The sequence below is a fragment of the Xanthomonas sp. CPBF 426 genome, assembly GCF_903989465.1.
Classification (GTDB): domain Bacteria; phylum Pseudomonadota; class Gammaproteobacteria; order Xanthomonadales; family Xanthomonadaceae; genus Xanthomonas; species Xanthomonas euroxanthea.
The window spans coordinates 1,343,724-1,360,212 of the sequence record NZ_LR861805.1; the positions used below are offsets into that span (position 1 = coordinate 1,343,724).

General features: G+C 68.3%; 10 protein-coding genes. 3 read left to right on the forward strand and 7 right to left on the reverse strand.

All coding sequences use genetic code 11. The features are described from left to right. Nucleotides 1-54: 54 nt before the first annotated feature. Nucleotides 55-801, reverse strand: coding sequence for an EAL domain-containing protein (locus H7A87_RS05800; RefSeq protein WP_115676327.1), 747 nt, complete (start codon nt 799-801; stop codon nt 55-57). Nucleotides 802-949: 148 nt separating this feature from the next. On the opposite strand from H7A87_RS05800, the gene H7A87_RS05805 reads away from it, so the two are divergent. After that, nucleotides 950-1,588 carry an HD domain-containing protein gene (locus H7A87_RS05805; RefSeq protein WP_119129196.1) on the forward strand — a complete coding sequence of 213 codons (639 nt, stop codon included), beginning with the start codon at nt 950-952 and terminating at the stop codon, nt 1,586-1,588. Nucleotides 1,589-2,490: 902 nt separating this feature from the next. Continuing rightward, the gene (locus H7A87_RS05810; RefSeq protein WP_119129258.1) at nt 2,491-5,043 is read left to right on the forward strand and encodes an excinuclease ABC subunit UvrA; all 2,553 of its coding nucleotides are present in this window, start codon (nt 2,491-2,493) and stop codon (nt 5,041-5,043) included. Between the two features lie 507 nt (nt 5,044-5,550). Here H7A87_RS05810 and H7A87_RS05815 read toward each other — a convergent pair. Next, nucleotides 5,551-7,833, reverse strand: coding sequence for a glycoside hydrolase family 3 N-terminal domain-containing protein (locus H7A87_RS05815; protein WP_119129259.1), 2,283 nt, complete (start codon nt 7,831-7,833; stop codon nt 5,551-5,553). Nucleotides 7,834-8,004: 171 nt separating this feature from the next. Here H7A87_RS05815 and H7A87_RS05820 point away from each other — a divergent pair, with 171 nt between their 5' ends. Further along, a complete protein-coding gene (locus H7A87_RS05820) occupies nt 8,005-8,511 on the forward strand; it encodes a YetF domain-containing protein (RefSeq protein WP_119129198.1) in 507 nt (168 codons plus the stop codon). 84 nt (nt 8,512-8,595) lie between these two features. Here the strand turns inward: H7A87_RS05820 and H7A87_RS05825 are convergent, their stop codons facing one another. The 5 genes from H7A87_RS05825 to H7A87_RS05845 are packed head-to-tail and all read right to left on the reverse strand — an operon-like array spanning nt 8,596 to nt 16,337. Continuing rightward, entirely contained in the window at nt 8,596-9,759 is a 1,164-nt protein-coding gene (locus tag H7A87_RS05825; RefSeq protein WP_119129199.1) for an SGNH/GDSL hydrolase family protein, read from the reverse strand. A gap of 35 nt (nt 9,760-9,794) precedes the next feature. Continuing rightward, a complete protein-coding gene (locus H7A87_RS05830; protein ID WP_104582383.1) occupies nt 9,795-10,547 on the reverse strand; it encodes a glucose 1-dehydrogenase in 753 nt (250 codons plus the stop codon). A gap of 50 nt (nt 10,548-10,597) precedes the next feature. Next, nucleotides 10,598-11,908 (reverse strand): MFS transporter, encoded by a 1,311-nt coding sequence (locus H7A87_RS05835; RefSeq protein ID WP_119129200.1) that lies wholly within the window; start codon nt 11,906-11,908, stop codon nt 10,598-10,600. Next, nucleotides 11,905-14,148, reverse strand: a complete 2,244-nt coding sequence (locus H7A87_RS05840) for an oligoalginate lyase (protein WP_119129201.1) — start codon at nt 14,146-14,148, stop codon at nt 11,905-11,907. The genes H7A87_RS05835 and H7A87_RS05840 overlap by 4 nt, the downstream gene beginning before the upstream one ends. Beyond that, nucleotides 14,145-16,337, reverse strand: coding sequence for a polysaccharide lyase 6 family protein (locus H7A87_RS05845; RefSeq protein WP_232087932.1), 2,193 nt, complete (start codon nt 16,335-16,337; stop codon nt 14,145-14,147). Before H7A87_RS05845 ends, H7A87_RS05840 begins: the two co-directional genes overlap by 4 nt. Between the last annotated feature and the right edge of the window lie 152 nt (nt 16,338-16,489).

Genomic DNA, 16,489 nt, shown 5'->3' on the forward strand with positions numbered 1-16,489 from the left:
GCAGCTGCCGGGCCGTAGCGGAGCTACACGCTGGGGTGGTGGCGCGCCTGATGGCTACTCCGGCCAATGCACCTGCGGCAGTTCGCCGATCTGCGGGCGGGCGAACAGGTAGCCTTGCTGCAGGTGGATGCCCATGTCGCGCAGGGCGCGGCATTCGTCCGGGTGTTCGATGCCTTCGGCGATGACGGCGATCCCGAGTTCTTCGCACATGCGGGTGGTGTGGCGGACGATGGCCTGGCGGCTGCGGTCGGCGTCGATGCCGCGCACCAGGGCGATGTCCAGCTTGAGCAGGTCCGGCTGGAAGTCGGCCAGCAGGCCGAGGCCGGAATAGCCGGCGCCGAAGTCGTCGATGGCGGTCTTCAGGCCGCGGGCCTGATACGTGCGCATGATGTCGAGCAGATGTGCCGGCTCGGCCAGGTGTTCCTGTTCGCTGACCTCGAAGATGATGGCGTCCAGCGGCCAGCCGTACTGCGCGGTGGCCGAGAGCGTGGCGCGCAGGCAGTGTTCGGGGTTGTAGACCGCATTGGGCATGAAGTTGATCGACAGCAAGGCCGGCAGCGGGATCTGCGCGGCGCATTCGATCGCCTTGATGCGGCACGCCTGGTCGAAGGCGTAGCGGTTGCGCTCATCCACGGCGGCCAGGATGCTGCCGGCCGATTCGCCGTTGACGCCGCGCACCAGCGCCTCGCCGGCGTAGATGCTGCGGGTGGACACGTCCACGATCGGCTGGAACGCCATGGTGATGGCGGTGGGAAAGTCCTGGCCGTCGCGGCAGGCGTTGCAAACGGGGAGCGTGGGCATGGCTGGGCAATCGTGCGGCGTGGGGTGAGCCTAGCGGTATCGGCCGCAACGCCGCGTCATTGAGTCTGCACACGCATCCTCGCGCCATCCTCACCCGGTGCGCCATCGCGCTCGGCGATAATGCGTGCTCGCTCGCATCGGACGCCCCATGACCGCTCTCACCGAACGTTACGCCCTGGCCGTGGATTACGCGCGCATCGCCCATGCCGGGCAGGTGCGCAAGGGCACGCAGATTCCGTATCTGAGCCACTTGCTGGGGGTGTCCACGCTGGTGCTGGAATGCGGCGGCGACGAAGAACAGGCCATTGCCGGGCTGCTGCACGATGTGGTGGAAGATTGCGGCGGCGGCCATGAGGCCTCGATCCGCGCGCAGTTCGGCGATGCGGTGGCCGACATCGTGATGGCATGCACCGATGCCACCGCCGAAGACAAGGCCGAGGTGGACAACACCGACAGCGCACGCAAACGCGACTGGCGCGAACGCAAGCTGGCCTATCTGGACCACCTGCGCAACACGCCCGAGCGCGCCCTGCTGGTGTCCGGCTGCGACAAGCTCTATAACGCGCGCACCATCGTGCAGGACCTGGAGAACCCGGCCGTGGGCCAGGACATCTTCAACGTGTTCACCGCCGGGCGCGCCGGCACCTTGTGGTACTACGGCGAGCTTGAGGAGATCTTCCGCACGCGTGGCGCGGCAACTGCACGGCTGTTCAGTGGTGTGGTGGCGCGCATGCAGGCGCTGGCCGAGACCGGCGAGCAGCCGGTGCCGGCGCACGCGCTGGGGTGATTGTGTTGTAGAGCGGCTGGTTTGTGAGTTGGCTGCAGGGCCCTTACCCGCCCACCGTCGCGGGACACGCCGCAAGTACGTCCATGTAGGCTCTTACGCGGCATCCATGCCGCGTAAGGTCCCGCGACGGTGAGCGGGCAAGGACCCGTCGAGATGGTCGGTGTGCATGGAAGAGCAGTGCTGGATGCGTATCGTTCGATCATGAAGCATCGGTTGCACGTCTGATGCACGCCGCACGAAAAACAGCTTTCCGAACGAGCGCCGACCAACTGTCTGGTGCGGTGTCCTTGCCGGTTGCGGGACCGTGTGGCGGCGTGGATGCCGCCACCGAGTCCCCAGGGACGGGTTCAGGGCGTGTCCCGCAAGCGGTGAGGGCGCCGCACTCTCGACGCTGCGCGTTGGCTGCAGGGCCCTTGCCCGCCCACCATCGCGGGACACGCCGCAAGTACGTCCGTGTAGGCTCTTACGCGGCATCCATGCCGCGTAAGGTCCCGCGACGGTGAGCGGGCAAGGACCCGTCAAGATGGTCGGTGTGCATGGAAGAGCAGTGCTGGATGCGTCTCGTTCGATCATGAAGCATCGGTTGCACGTCTGATGCACGCCGCACGAAAAACAGCTTTCCGAACGAGCGCCGACCAACTGTCTGGTGCGGTGTCCTCGCCGGTTGCGGGACCGTGTGGCGGCATGGATGCCGCCACCGAGCCCCAAGGATGGGTTCAGGGCGTGTCCCGCAAGCGGTGAGGGCGCCGCACTCTCGACGCTGAGAGTTGGCTGCAGGGCCCTCGATTGACGCATTTCAAGGCGATCAGCGTCAGGCGCTGCAGCACTGGCCGTTGCCCCTGACATCGGCTGCATGCGTCCCGCGCTAGGCTAGTGCGTTGTCGAATGTCGGTCTGGTGGTCATGTCCAATCCAATCTCGTCATCCTCCGGCCTGGTGCGCGTGCGCGGTGCGCGCGAGCACAACCTCAAGAACGTGGACGTGGACATCCCGCGCGATGCGCTGGTGGTGTTCACCGGGGTGTCCGGCTCGGGCAAGTCGTCGCTGGCGTTCGGTACCGTATTTGCCGAAGCGCAGCGGCGTTACCTGGATTCGATCTCGCCGTATGCGCGGCGCCTGATCGACCAGGTCGGCGTGCCGGAAGTGGATTCCATCGAAGGCCTGCCGCCGGCGGTGGCCTTGCAGCAGGCGCGCGGCGCGCCGAGTGCGCGCTCGTCGGTGGGCAGCGTCACCACCATCTCCAATTCCCTGCGCATGCTGTATTCGCGTGCGGGCAGCTACCCGCCGGGGCAGGACATCATCTACGCCGACGGCTTTTCGCCCAATACCCCGGCCGGTGCCTGCCCTACTTGCCATGGTCTGGGGCGTATCTACGATGCGACCGAGGCGACCATGGTGCTGGATCCCACGCTGAGCATCCGCGATCGCGCGGTTGCCGCCTGGCCCGGTGCCTGGCATGGCCAGAACCAGCGCGACATCCTCACCACGCTGGGCCACGACGTTGACCTGCCGTGGCACAAGCTGCCGAAGAAGACCCGCGACTGGATCCTCTACACCGACGAGCAACCGGTGGTGCCGGTGTACGCCGGCTACAGCCTGGACGAGGCCAGGCGCGCGCTGCGCCGCAAGGAGGAGCCCAGCTACATGGGCACCTTCACCAGCGCGCGGCGCTATGTGCTGCACACCTTTGCCACCACGCAGAGCGCGCAGATGAAAAAGCGCGCGGCGCAGTATCTGATCAGCACGCAGTGCCCGCAGTGCGACGGCAAGCGGCTGCGGCGCGAAGCGCTGTCGGTGACCTTTGCGGGCCTGGACATCGGCGAGCTGTCGCGGCGGCCGCTGGACGAGGTGGCCGACTTGCTGCGCCCGGCTGCCGAAGCTGCCGATGGCCAGCGCAAGCGCAACGGCAAGCGTGGGCAGGCCGACACGCATCCGGAACAGGCGATCGCCGCGCAACGCATCGCCGCCGACCTGCGCGCGCGGATCGCCGTAGTGCAGGCGCTGGGCCTGGGTTATCTCAGCCTGGAGCGCAGCACGCCGACGCTGTCGCCGGGCGAGCTGCAACGGCTGCGGCTGGCCACGCAGATCCGCTCGCAGTTGTTCGGCGTGGTGTATGTGATGGACGAGCCATCGGCGGGCCTGCACCCGGCCGATGCGCAGGCCTTGCTGGGCGCGCTGGATCAGCTCAAGGCGGCCGGCAATTCGGTATTCGTGGTCGAACACGAGGTGGATGTGATCCGCCACGCCGACTGGATCGTCGATGTCGGCCCGGCGGCCGGCGTGCACGGCGGGCAGGTGCTGTACAGCGGGCCGCCGGCGGGACTGGAGCAGGTGGAAGCCTCGTCCACGCGCCGCTACCTGTTCGGCACCCCGCCGCAGGTGCACAGCCACGCGCGTGCGGCCACCGGTTGGCTGCAGCTGCGCGGCATCACCCGCAACAATGTGCGCGACCTGGATGTGGACCTGCCGCTGGGTGTGTTCACCACCGTGACCGGCGTGTCCGGCTCGGGCAAGTCGTCGCTGGTGAGCCAGGCGTTGGTGGAGTTGCTCGGCGCCCATCTTGGACAGGCGCAGGCAGAGGACGACGAAGCGCTGGATCCGCTGGAGCGCGGCACGCAGGTGCCGCTGGGTGGTGCGATCGTCGGCGGGCTCGACCAGGTGCGCCGCCTGGTGCGGGTGGACCAGAAACCGATCGGCCGCACGCCACGTTCGAACTTGGCCACCTACACCGGCCTGTTCGATCCGGTGCGCAAGTTGTTCGCCGCCACACCAGCCGCGCGCCGCCGCCGTTACGACCCGGGGCAGTTTTCGTTCAACGTCGCCAAGGGCCGCTGCGCCACCTGCGAGGGCGAGGGCTCGGTGCATGTGGAATTGCTGTTCATGCCCAGCGTGTACGCGCCATGCCCCAGCTGCCACGGCGCGCGCTACAACGCCAAGACCCTGGAGATCGCGCTGCGGGGTCACAACGTCGCGCAGGTGCTGGCGATGACCGTGGACCAGGCCGCCAGCTTCTTTGCCGACGATGCCAGCGTGCTGCGCCCGCTGCAGGTGTTGCGCGAAGTGGGGCTGGGCTATCTGCGGCTTGGGCAGCCGGCCACCGAACTGTCCGGTGGCGAGGCGCAGCGCATCAAGCTGGCGACCGAACTGCAACGCGCGCAGCGACGCGACACCGTGTACGTGCTGGACGAGCCGACCACCGGCCTGCATCCGGCCGACGTGGATACCTTGATGCGGCAGTTGCAAGGCCTGGTGGAAGCCGGCAATACGGTCATCGTGGTCGAACACGACATGCGCGTGGCCGCCAGCAGCGATTGGGTGCTGGACATGGGGCCGGGCGCGGGCGGTGCGGGTGGCGCCGTCGTGGTGGCCGGTGCGCCGGAGGCGGTCGCGCGGCAGCGTGGCAGCCGCACCGCGCCGTTCCTGGCAGAGGTGTTGCGCGGAAATACGATCGGCTAACAAAGCTTTCGAAGGTTGTAGCGATGGCGTCAGCATGTTGGCTAGACGTGCCTTCGATGACGAGTGAATCGATGTCGGCATGGCAGCGAGTTGCTCGCGTCGAAGAACGCCGATCAGATCGCACTGCGTCTCATCACATCGCAGGGCACGGCATCACTGCTCCTGACCATGCACACCGACCATCCCGACGGGTCCTTGCCCACCCACCGTCGCGGGACCTTACGCGGCATGGATGCCGCGTAAGAGCCTACAAGGACGTACTTGCGGCGTGTCCTGCGATGGTGGGCGGGCAAGGGCCCTGCAGCAATGTCACAGATCAGCCGCTCTGCAGCTGATCTACCCCCACCTGTTCAACCACACCTGGGCAAGACATCCGGGATGCCACGTCGTAGCCGCATTTGAATTCAGTCAAAAGCTGGGTCAGCCGAAGTCGCTGGACTCTCACCACTAGCAGGACATGCGGTAAATCCATCTCCTTGGCCGGGCCATTCCGAGCGCGATTCGTACTCAGCCCATCAATTCAAAACTCGCGGACACGCCCTCAGCCTCCGACGAGGGCGCCACCCAGAGATCGAATACGCCAGGCTCTACCGTCGGCTTCAATGCCTGGCCGATAAACAGCAGGTCCTCACGGCGCAGCACGAACTCCACCGCGACGCTGCCGCCTGCCGGCACCGCCAGCTTGCGGAAGTCCTTCAGTTCGCGCACCGGGCGGGTGACGCTGGCGCTGCGGTCGCGGATGTAGAGCTGCGCCACTTCTTCGGCATCGCGGGTGCCGCGGTTGTGGATGCGCGCGCTGATGCGCAGGCTGCCGGTCGCCGCCAGCCGTGCATCGCTCAGGCGCAGCTCGCCGTATTCAATGCGGCCATAGGTCAGCCCATGCCCGAACGGAAACAACGCGGCATGGGGCGCGGTGCGGTAGCGGGTCTTGAATGGCTGCAAGGCATCCGGGCGCGGGTCGGCACGGCCGCTGGGCTTGTGCGCATAGCTATAGGGCAGCTGCCCGGCGGTGTGCGGAAAACTCACCGGCAGGCGCCCGGACGGACCGTGCGCGCCAAACAGGATGTCCGCCAGCGCGGCGCCCGATGCCGAGCCCAGGAACCAGCCGACCAGGGTCGCCGGTGCCTTGAGTACCGGGCCATCGATCACCAGCGCACGGCCGTTGCTGAGCACCACCACCACCGGCGTGCCGGTGGCCGCCACCGCCGCCAGCAGCGCTTGCTGCCCGGAGGGGATGACGATCTCGCTGCGCGACTGCGCTTCGCCGGAGTAGCGCATCGGCTCGCCGATCGCCAGCACCGCCACATCCGCGGATGCCGCTGCGGTGACGGCCGCCTGCACGCCGCCGGGCAGGCCATGTTCGAAGTCGCAGCCTTGCACCACCTGCAGGCCGCTCGGGTCGCGCAGCCGCGCGCGCAGTGCGGTGGCCAGGTCGTTACCGCTGTCGTCGCCGCCGAACAGGCTCCAGGGGCCGGCGCTGTCGGTCCAGTTGCGCGCCATCGGCCCGATCAGCGCGATGCGTTGCCCTTGTGTCTTCAATGGCAGCAGCTCGCCATCGTTCTTGAGCAGCACGATGGATTTGCGTGCCGCCTCGCGTGCCAGCGCCAGTGTTTCGGGGCGCCGCTGCCGTGCCTGTGCGCGTGCCGGCACGATGCGCAGGAACGGATCGTCGAACAATCCAAGCGCGGCCTTGAACTGCAGCACGCGGCGTACCGATGCATCCAGTTGCACCATGGTCACCTCGCTGGCGGCCACCAGCGCCGGCAGATGCTGCAGATACAGCCCGCTCTGCATGCTGATGTCCACACCGGCCAGGAACGCCAGCTTGGCTGCCTCGCGCGCATCGCTGGCGACCCCGTGCCCGATCAGCTCCAGATCGCCGGTGTAGTCGGACACCACCAGGCCGCGGTAGTCCCACTCGCCGCGCAGCACCTCGCTCAGCAACCAGCGATTGGCCGTGGCAGGGATGCCGGCGATCTCGTTGAACGCCGCCATCGTGGTCACTGCGCCGGCATCGAACGCGGCCTGGAACGGCGGGAAATAGACCTCACGCAGGCTGCGCTCGGAGATGTCGACGGTGTTGTAGTCCAGGCCCGCTTCGGCGGCGCCGTAGGCGGCAAAATGCTTGGGGCAGGCCGCCAGTGCATCGGCATGATCCAGTCCTTCGCCCTGGAAGCCGCGCACGCGCGCCTGCGCAAACCGCCGGCCAAGCAGCACGTCTTCGCCACTGCCTTCCACGCCGCGCCCCCAGCGCGCATCGCGTGCGATATCCACCATCGGTGCGAACGTCCAGTCGATGCCGACTGCGCTGGCTTCCAGTGCGGCGGCGCGCGCGGTGCGTTGCGCCAGCGCCGGCTCGAAGCTGGCGGCCTCAGCCAGCGGCACCGGAAACACCGTGGTGAACCCGTGGATCACATCGGCGGCGAACAGCAGCGGAATCTTCAGCCGGCTCTGCAGCGCGGCCTGCTGCAGTTGCCGGTGCCACAGCACATTGGAGCCATTGAAGATGCCGCCCACCCGCCCGGCACGTACGGCGGCAAGCTGGCCCTCGGCGGTGGGCACGGTGTTGACCGGATTGGCCGCCGCCGCCGCATCGGTCTGTTGCGCCGAACCGGACAGCGTCAGCTGGCCGGCCTTTTCCTCCACGCTCATGCGCGCAATCAACGCATCGATAAAGGCCGGCGCCGCGGCCGCACGCCGCGGCAACGCAAACCCTACCGGCAGCTGTGCCGACAACGCTGCCGACGCGGCACCCAGCAGCAACCCGCGACGTGTGATTCCAGTCCCCATGCCCGCCATCCCCGTGTGTCCAGGCCAGACGCTAACGGATCGCCAGCAAAAAGCCGTGCTGCGGTGCACGAGGGGTGCCGAATTGTCGGCCGCAGTGGCGCTGCGACAGCACGGCCCCTTCACCGTTTGCGCACTAGCGTGCGCCATCGATCAAACCGGTCAGGACACACGATGCTGGACGTGGAAACACGCGTGCGCTTCTACGAAATGATGCACCTGGGTATGCCGTGGTGGGAGTTCGTGCTGCGCGCGGTTGCGGTCTATAGCGTGGTCCTGCTGTTGACGCGCCTGACCGGCAAACGCGCGCTGGGCCAATCCACGCCATTCGACGTGCTGCTGATCGTGCTGCTGGGAACCGCGGTGCAGAACTCGCTGATCGGCGAAGACGTCTCGTTGCTGGGCGGCATGATCCTGGCGGCCACCTTGTTGGTATTGAACTGGCTGGTGGGCATGGCCACCGCGCGCAGCCGGCGGATCGATACCTGGGTGCAGGGCACCCCCGCGCTGCTGGCGCGGGGCGGGCAGATCTACTGGAAGGAACTGGTCCGCCACAACGTCAGCTATGCCGATTTCGAGGTGGCAAAACGCAAGGCCGATTGCCGCGACGATGCCGATATCGACATGGCGATCCTGGAGACCTCCGGGGAGATCAGCATCCTGAAAAAGCGCCAGAGCTGAAGGCAGGCAAGCGTGCATGCGGCCGTGCCGCCGTGTCACCGTGGCAGCGCGCCTGGCGCAGGCGCGTCACCGTGGCAAGGCGCCTCAGCGGGCCTTGCAGAACAACGACAGGTCCACTGATTCGGCCATGCGCTGGTAACCGGCATCGTTGGGATGCAGGAAGTCGCGGGTCAGCGCGGCGGGCAGCCACTCCGGCCTGGCCGGGTCGCGCAGCGCGGCGTCGAAGTCGATCACCGCATCGAACGCCTGCCCATCGCGGATGAACCCGTTGAGCGTCTGGCGCGTGGCCGCCGCCACCGGCTCGTAGCGATCGGAGTTGCCGAACGGGGTCAGCGTGGCACCGATCACGGCGATGCCGTGTTGCTGCAGCCGGGTCACGATCTGGCGATAGCCCAGCACCATGTCGGCAGCAGTGCGGCCGGCAATCGCATCCGGCGGGCCGCTGTGGCGGATGTCGTTGATGCCCTCGAACAGGATCACCTGGTCCACGCCGGGCAGTGCCAGCACGTCGCGATCCAGCCGCGCCAGCGCGCTGGGGCTGCGGCCATCGTCGAGCAGCTTGTTGCCGCTGATGCCGGCGTTGAGCACCACCACGCTGCCGGGGCAACGCTGCTCCAGCCGCCTGGCCAGCAAAGCCGGCCAGTCGCCATTGGCGCCGCGCGTGGCGGTGGCGCCTTCGGTGATCGAATCGCCCAGCGCCACCACCACGGTCTGGCGGGGATGCGGCGGTTGCACGTAGAGGGCGGAGATGACGTTCTGGCGATACGCCAGCGCCTTGCTGTCCGGTACCTCGGCCTGGCCCTTGACCACCCGCAGCGCGGTGCGGCGTACCGCCGGGCGCGCCGGCGTGGGGAAATACAGGCTGACCGCCACCTCGGCCAATGCCGGTGCGCGCAACGGCACCGGGTCGCTGAGCAGCACGCCGCCGGGCGGCACGGTGACGCTGGCGCGCCCATCGAAGCGCAGCGGGTGGGCGTCCCCGGTGCTACCGAGCAGACGCGCCGTGCCCGCACCGATCGTCAGCGGGGTGGTGCCCAGCTCGTTGCTGATGCGCACGCGCAAGGCCACCGCCGCACTGCCCAGGCGCATGTCCTGGCGCACCGTTTCATCGGCAAATTGCAGCGGCGTGTCGGCACCGCCGTCGAGCCGGTCCGGCGTCGCCGAGGCGATCCAGGCCGGCACCCAGCGGGGTGCCGGGTGCGCCGTGGCCGGGCCTGCCAGCACCACACTCAGTGTCGCAGTCATCATCCATCGCCAGACCATGCGCAAGCCTCCTTTGTCGATCAGGAAAAGAACACGCCGCCGTTGACGTCCAGGTTGGCGCCGTTGATGAAGCTGGCCGCATCCGAGGCCAGGTACAACGCCGCATCGGCGGCTTCCTCCGGGCGGCCCTCGCGCCGCAGCGGGGTGGCGTTGGCGACGAAGGCCCGCACTTCCGGCTTGGTGAAATCGTCATGGAAGCGGGTGGCGATCATGCCGCAGCACAGTGCGTTGACGCGGATGCCGCGCGGGCCCAGTTCCTTGGCCATTGCGCGCGAGAACGTCATCACCGCCGCCTTGGCGGTGGCATAGATGGCCGCGCCCGGCCCGCCGCCATCGCGCCCGGCAAGCGAGGCGAAATTGACGATCGCGCCGCCTTCGCGCATATGCGGTGCCACCGCCTGGGTGGTCAGGTAGACCGATTTGAGGTTGAGGTCCATCACCTGATGGAAGAAGGCCTCGTCGATATCGGCCAGCGGCTTGCGCGCCAGCATGCCGCCGGCCACGTTGATCAGCACATCGATGTGCTGGCCGAAGGCGGTGCGCGTGGCGGTCAGCAGGCCGGCCACGGCGGTGGCATCGGTGACGTCGGCGCGGTGCAGGATGCCCTGGCCGCCGGCGGCCTGCAGCTGTGCCAGCGTGTCGCGCGCGCTGGCGTCGTCGTTGGCGTAGTTGATGCAGACCTTGGCGCCGGCAGCGGCCAGCTTGAGCGAGATGGCGCGGCCGATATCGCGGCCGCCGCCGGTGACGATGGCGACCTTGTCGTGGAAATGCATGCGGGTATGTCCTGTTGGTGTGGGGAAAGCGGAGTAGGCGGCAGGCACGCTCAGGTGCCCGGTGCGTCGAGTCGGTGGATGCGGCCGGTGACCAGCCACAGCGCGGCCAGCGAGGCCGGCACCAGCGCGGCGACCAGGATGAACATCGGTGCGTACGAGGTCGCGGTCATCACCGGGACCAGCCAGGTGGTGATCAGGGTGCCGGCCACCGCGGCCATGCCGCCGATGCCGGCCAGCGAGCCGACCGATTTACCGGCGAACAGATCGCCGGGCAGGGTCTGGATATTGCCGATGGCGATCTGGAAGCCGAACAGCACCGCGGCAATCGTCAGCACCGCCATGCGCGGGTCGGCCGCCTGCACGGCGCCCAGCAGCGCCGGCGCCATGATGGCCCCGCCCAGGGTGATGGTCCATTTGCGCGCGCGGTCCACGCTCCAGCCGGCCGCGATCAGGCGCCCGGACAACCAGCCGCCGCACAGGCTGCCCAGCATCGCGCCGACGAATGGCACCCAGGCGAACGCACCGATCTGCTTGATGTCGAAGTGGAAGGTCTCGGCCAGGTAGATCGGCAGCCACGACACGAACAGCCACCAGATCGGATCCAGGAAGAACCGCGCCAGCACGATGCCCCAGCTTTGCCGGTGCGACATCAGCTGGCGCAGCGTGGGCAGGTAAGCCGGCGGCGGCGCGCTGCCGGCCTCGGGTGCGTCCAGGATCAACGCCCGCTCGGCCGCGTTGACCCAGGGATGCCGGTCCGGCCCGGCACGGTAGATCACCAGCCACGGCAGTAACCACAGCATGCCCAGCACGCCGACCAGCACGAAGGTGCCCTTCCAGCCGAACGACAGGAACAGCAGCGCGATCAGCGGTGCCGAGACGATCGCGCCGATGGAGGCGCCGGCATTGAAGATGCCCTGCGCCAGCGCACGCTCGCGGGTGGGAAACCATTCCGCATTGGCCTTGACCGCGCCCGGCCAGGCGCCGGCTTCGCTGATGCCCAGCAGTGCGCGCACCACCGAGAACGCCATGATGGAGTGGGTGATGGCATGCAGCGCAATGGAGAGCGACCACACCGCGATGGACAAGGCAAAGCCGAGCCGGGTGCCGATGATGTCGAACAGCCGCCCGAACACGAACTGCCCGGCGGCATAGAACAGCATGAAGATGGTGACCAGCAGCGCGTAGTCTTCCTTGGTGGCGCCGATGTCGCGCGAGATCGCCGGCCACATCACCGCCAGCGCGTTGCGGTCGATGTAGTTGATCACCGTGGCCACCGCGATCAGCGCCACGATCAGCCAGCGCACCGCCGAGCGCTTGCCTGCGGGGCGCGTGGGTGTCGTGGAGGTGGAGGCGGTGCTCATTTTTCACCTGCAGCGCGATCGAAGCGCGCGTAACCGCCGCGCCAGCGGTAGTGCTGGCCTCCGGCCTGCACCTGGTGGGCGCGTTGTGCATCGGCGTCGTCGGCCACCGCCAGCGCGATGCGCTGGCCGCCGACCAGGGTGAGCACGATCACCTCGGCATCGTCGCCGCGCACGCGCTCGATGGCGCGGATGCGGCTGTCGGCGCCATGCACGTATTCGGCAGTGCCGTTGTATTCGCCATGCGGTTCCAGCACGCCGAAGAAACTGACATTGGCCTGCCCATCCACGCGCTGGATCAGCGCCGGTTCGCGGCGCAGGTTGAAGTCCGGGTCGTTGGCTCCGCTCTCCACCAGCAGGGCACGCGCCGGCGCGCTGCTGCCAAAGCGGTAGCTGTAGAAGCGGCCGGCGAGCAGCCAGCTCAGGCTGCGCGTGTCGGTGCTCGCATCGCTGGAGGCGTCCACCCACAGGTGCTGATAGCCGTTGGCCTTGCCCAGCACCGGACGTTGCGTCAGTGCGCGCTCTGCGGTGAAGCCGACCTGCATGATCTGCCCGTTGAAGTGCAGCGGCAGGTCGTAGCGTGCCGGCGCGCTGCCGCTGACGCGCAGCAGGTCGACCACCACCGGCAGGCGCAGCTGCGGGTGCGACAGCAGCGCCTGGGTGCGGGTGAAGCTGACCCCGTCGTAGGCCTGCTGCATGCGCGCCGAGGCGATCCGGGTGTCGGCACTGCCGGCGAACAGCAGCTGCGTCGGCGCATGCTGCTCGCCCACCTTCCAGTCGCCGTTGAAGTGGCTGGTCTCGTTCACCACCAGCGTGTTGTGCGCAATGGTCTGCTTGGCCCAGCTGCTGTTTTCCGGCAGATAGATGCCGCCGGCCTTGGCTTCCACGTTCAGGAAACGCGCCGCGCCGTAGTCGGTGACCACGCGCTGGCCGTTGTCGTAGAACAGCCAGTTCAACTTGTCGAAATGGCCGTGGCCCATGCCCTGCGAGGTGTTCTTCATCACCAGCGTCTGGCCGTCGTCGCCGCCGCTGCGCAGGATCGCCAGCGCGCCCTGGTCGCCCCGTGCGCCATCGCGCAGCAACACGCTGCCGAAGGCGAACGGTTGGGCGCGGTCCTGCGCGAGCGCGCTGGCCACGGCCAGGCCTTCGGGGGTGAGCAGCACGCGGCGCTGGCGTTGTGCGATGGACAGCAGTTGCGCATCGTGGGTCTGCGCGTAGGCGATGCCGATGCCGGCCACCAGTTCCTCGGTGTCCAGGCCCTTGTCGAGGATGGCGTCGTTGATCGGGAAGAAATAGCCGCCGTAGCTGCTCTGCACCAGGCTGTCCACGGCCTTGAGCAGCACGCCGTCGCGGCGCTGGAAGATGCGTTGCTGCGGCTGGTTGCGCGCGATCGCGTTGGCGAACAGCACGAACGGCGCCAGGGCATAGCGTTGGTAATACGGGCCTTCGGCGTAGTAGCCGTCCGGCGAGAACAGCTGGTCCACCTGCGCCAGGAAGCCGGCCTTGCCATCGCGCCTGCTGCCGCGCAGCGCCTTGTCCACCAGCGCCTGGTCGCGCAGCACATAGCCGGTCATGCCCACGGCGGCTACCGCCCAGGTGGCATGGTTGTGGATCTTGTCGAAGTTGTCTGCGCTTTCGTCGCACAAAAAGTGCGCCATGCGCGCGAACACGTCGCGGTCGATGGTGGCGCGGTCCTGCGCGCTGAGCGTGTCGCGGATGGCGTCGTAGCCCTGGCTTGCGTAGACCAGCCACACCGAGTCGTTCAAGGACTGCCAGAACAGCCGCCCCGGCACCTGGCCGCGCCCGGCGGGGTGTGCGCCCAGCGTGGGATACAGGCGTGCGTAGGCCAGCAGCACGTCGCGCGCATAGTCGGCATAGGCGCGGTCGCCGGTGAGCCGGTATAGCGCGCCGGCTGCCTGGATGGCCTGGTAGTTGCGTTTGTGCTGTTCGTGGCTGGCGCCGCCGCCGGGGTCCCTGGGCACCGGCACGTCCACACCGGCCCCCATCGCCGCGCGCACGCTGGCTTCTGCGCGTGCCTGTTCGCGGGCGAACACCGGCAGCCTGGCGCCATCGCTGGCCATGGCGCGCCATTGCTGGGCGGTGACCAGCACTGGTGCGGCGTCGGTGGCGCGCGGTTGCGGCTGCGCCGCTGGCTCGGCCGCTGGTGACGGCGCGGCGATACAGGACAGGGCGCTGCCGGCGCCGACCAGGACCAGCAGCAACAGGCGGGTGGAACGGGTCATAGCAGGGGCTCCGCTGCGTCGGCATGCAACGCCGGGGTGCGAACGAACTGGTTGCCGCTGGCGATCAGGTGGGGCGTGCCGGTGGTGGGTTGCGCCAGGATCGCGGCGCTGTCGACGAAGCGGTTGTTGCGCAGCGCGACACGCTGCACGCCGTGCAGGCGCAGCGACGCATCCGCAGCGCGGCCGACCTGCGTGAAGTGCGAGTCGCTCAGCTGCAGCACCGGGCCGAAGGTGCTTTCATCGCGGCCGCCACGATACAGGTCCAGCACCGGCCCGGCGACGCGGTGAAACTGCGACTGCTGCACCGTCACCTGTTCGACGTTGTAGGTGCCACGGTCGTCGGTCTCGGCGCGTGCGGACAGCACCCGGCCGGAGACGTCTTCGACCAGCAATCTGTCCAGCAGGATGTGGTCGGCCAGGCTGCCCTTGCCGAGCGCGATCACATCGAAGCCGGGCTGGGCGTCCAGATGATGCAGGTGGGTGTCGCGCAGCGTGAGCTGGTACTGCGCCACGGCGGTGCCGGGGCTGGTGCGGATCACCGCGTTGCCCGGCTGTGCGGGCGCGGCGCGGCCATCGATCTCGAGCCGGGCCAGGCTGAGTGTGCCGCCGGGCGCGATCTGGAACAGCGCCGGCTGCGAAAAGCGGATCCGCGCACGCCCGTGTTGCGGGCCTTCCAGCGTCAGTGGCCGGTCCACGTCGAGGATGTCATCGACCTGGTAGCGCCCTGCATCCAGCTGCAGGCGATCGCCGGGGCCGGCGTGCGCCACGGCGTCGGTCAGGCTGGTCGGGCCCGGCCGCACGCGCGTACGGCGGCCGCTGTCGCTCACCGCCTGCGGCGCCTGCTTGGGATACCAGCTCACGCCCACCTGGTCGCGTGCGATGTAGCTCAGCGCCGGGTCGGCGCCGACGCCGGTGGCGTTGTCGGCGACCAGCAAGCCGGTGCTGGCGCGGGTCATCGTCACCTGGCGGCTGTCGACGCCGCCGGGCAGGCGGGTGGATGCCAGCGGGCTTTGCAGGTTGCCGGCAAACGCGATGCCGGACAGATCGCCCAGCACGCGCACCGGGTCGCTGGCGGCCACGATCAGGTTGCCGGCAAAGCGGCTGTTGATCGGCGCGGCGGTGCGCTCGGCATCCATGCCGGCACCGAAGAACAGCTGGTTGACGCTGACGAAGGTGTTGCGCTCGATGCGCGCCTGGTCCACCTGCACGTAGCGGTTGGCGGGCGAATTGGGCACCCCGTACATGATGCTCAGCGCCGACGAATAGCCATCCCCGGCCAGGTTTTCCAGGTAGTTGTGGCGCACGGTCTGCTTGCGGTTGATCACGCGGATGCCACCGGTGTTGGCCTTGCCGTCGCCGAAGAACACGTTGCGCTCGACCAGGTTGCCATCGCCATGCCGCAGCACCAGCGCGCCGCGCGATTGCTTGAACACATTGCCGCGGTAGGTGTTGCCGCCGGACTTGTTGGAGACCACCTCCACCTCGCCGTCGCAGCCTTCGAACCAGTTGTTGTCCACCACCGAGTTGGAGGCGCTGTCGGCGTCGCTGCTGGTGCCGATGCGCAGCGTCTCGCCGCCATTGGCGCCCAGGTTGGGGCGTGGCCCGAACCAGTTGTGGTCGATGCGATGGCGATTGTCCAGGCCCTGGGTGGCGTCGCGCACCACCACCAGGGTGGGGCCGGCATTGGTCTTGCCGACCAGCTGGTTGTGGTCGAAGCGGTTGTCGCTGTCGTACAGCGCCACCCAGTTGTCCGAATCGTTGCGGGTGGGCTTGCTGAAGCCGTCCACCACCACCCGGGTGATGCGGCTGTGGCGCGCGCGTTCCTTGCTGGAGATGCGGTACGACAGCACCGCATCGCCCGGGCCGTGGCCGTCGCGGAACACCAGGTCCGACACCACCAAGTAGGTGCCGGCCATGCGCAGGTCGGAGGTGCCGCTGATGATCACCTTGCCGGGCGTCTGCGCGGTGAGGGTGATCGGCTGCTCGGCGGTGCCTTGCCCGCGCAGCACGATGGCGAAATCCCGCCACTGCCCATCGGCCAGCACGATGCGATCGCCGGCACGCAGCGCGGCCGCTGCCACGGCGTACTCGCTCTGGTCGTGCACCAGGTACGAGGTGGCCTGGGCCGAGCCGATCCAGGCGGGCGCGCACAGCAGCAACAGGCAGGCAAGGGAAACGGGGGATCGCATCGGGATGCTCCTGGACGCTGGCGCGTCGGTGATGGCCGAGGGTAACAGTGCAGGCTGGATCGTCAACCAAAAGAGTAGTCCAGTTGGTCTGTATTGAAGCCCGCGATCGGCTCGATGTCATGCTGCAATTGCACAAAATAATCCACAGAACT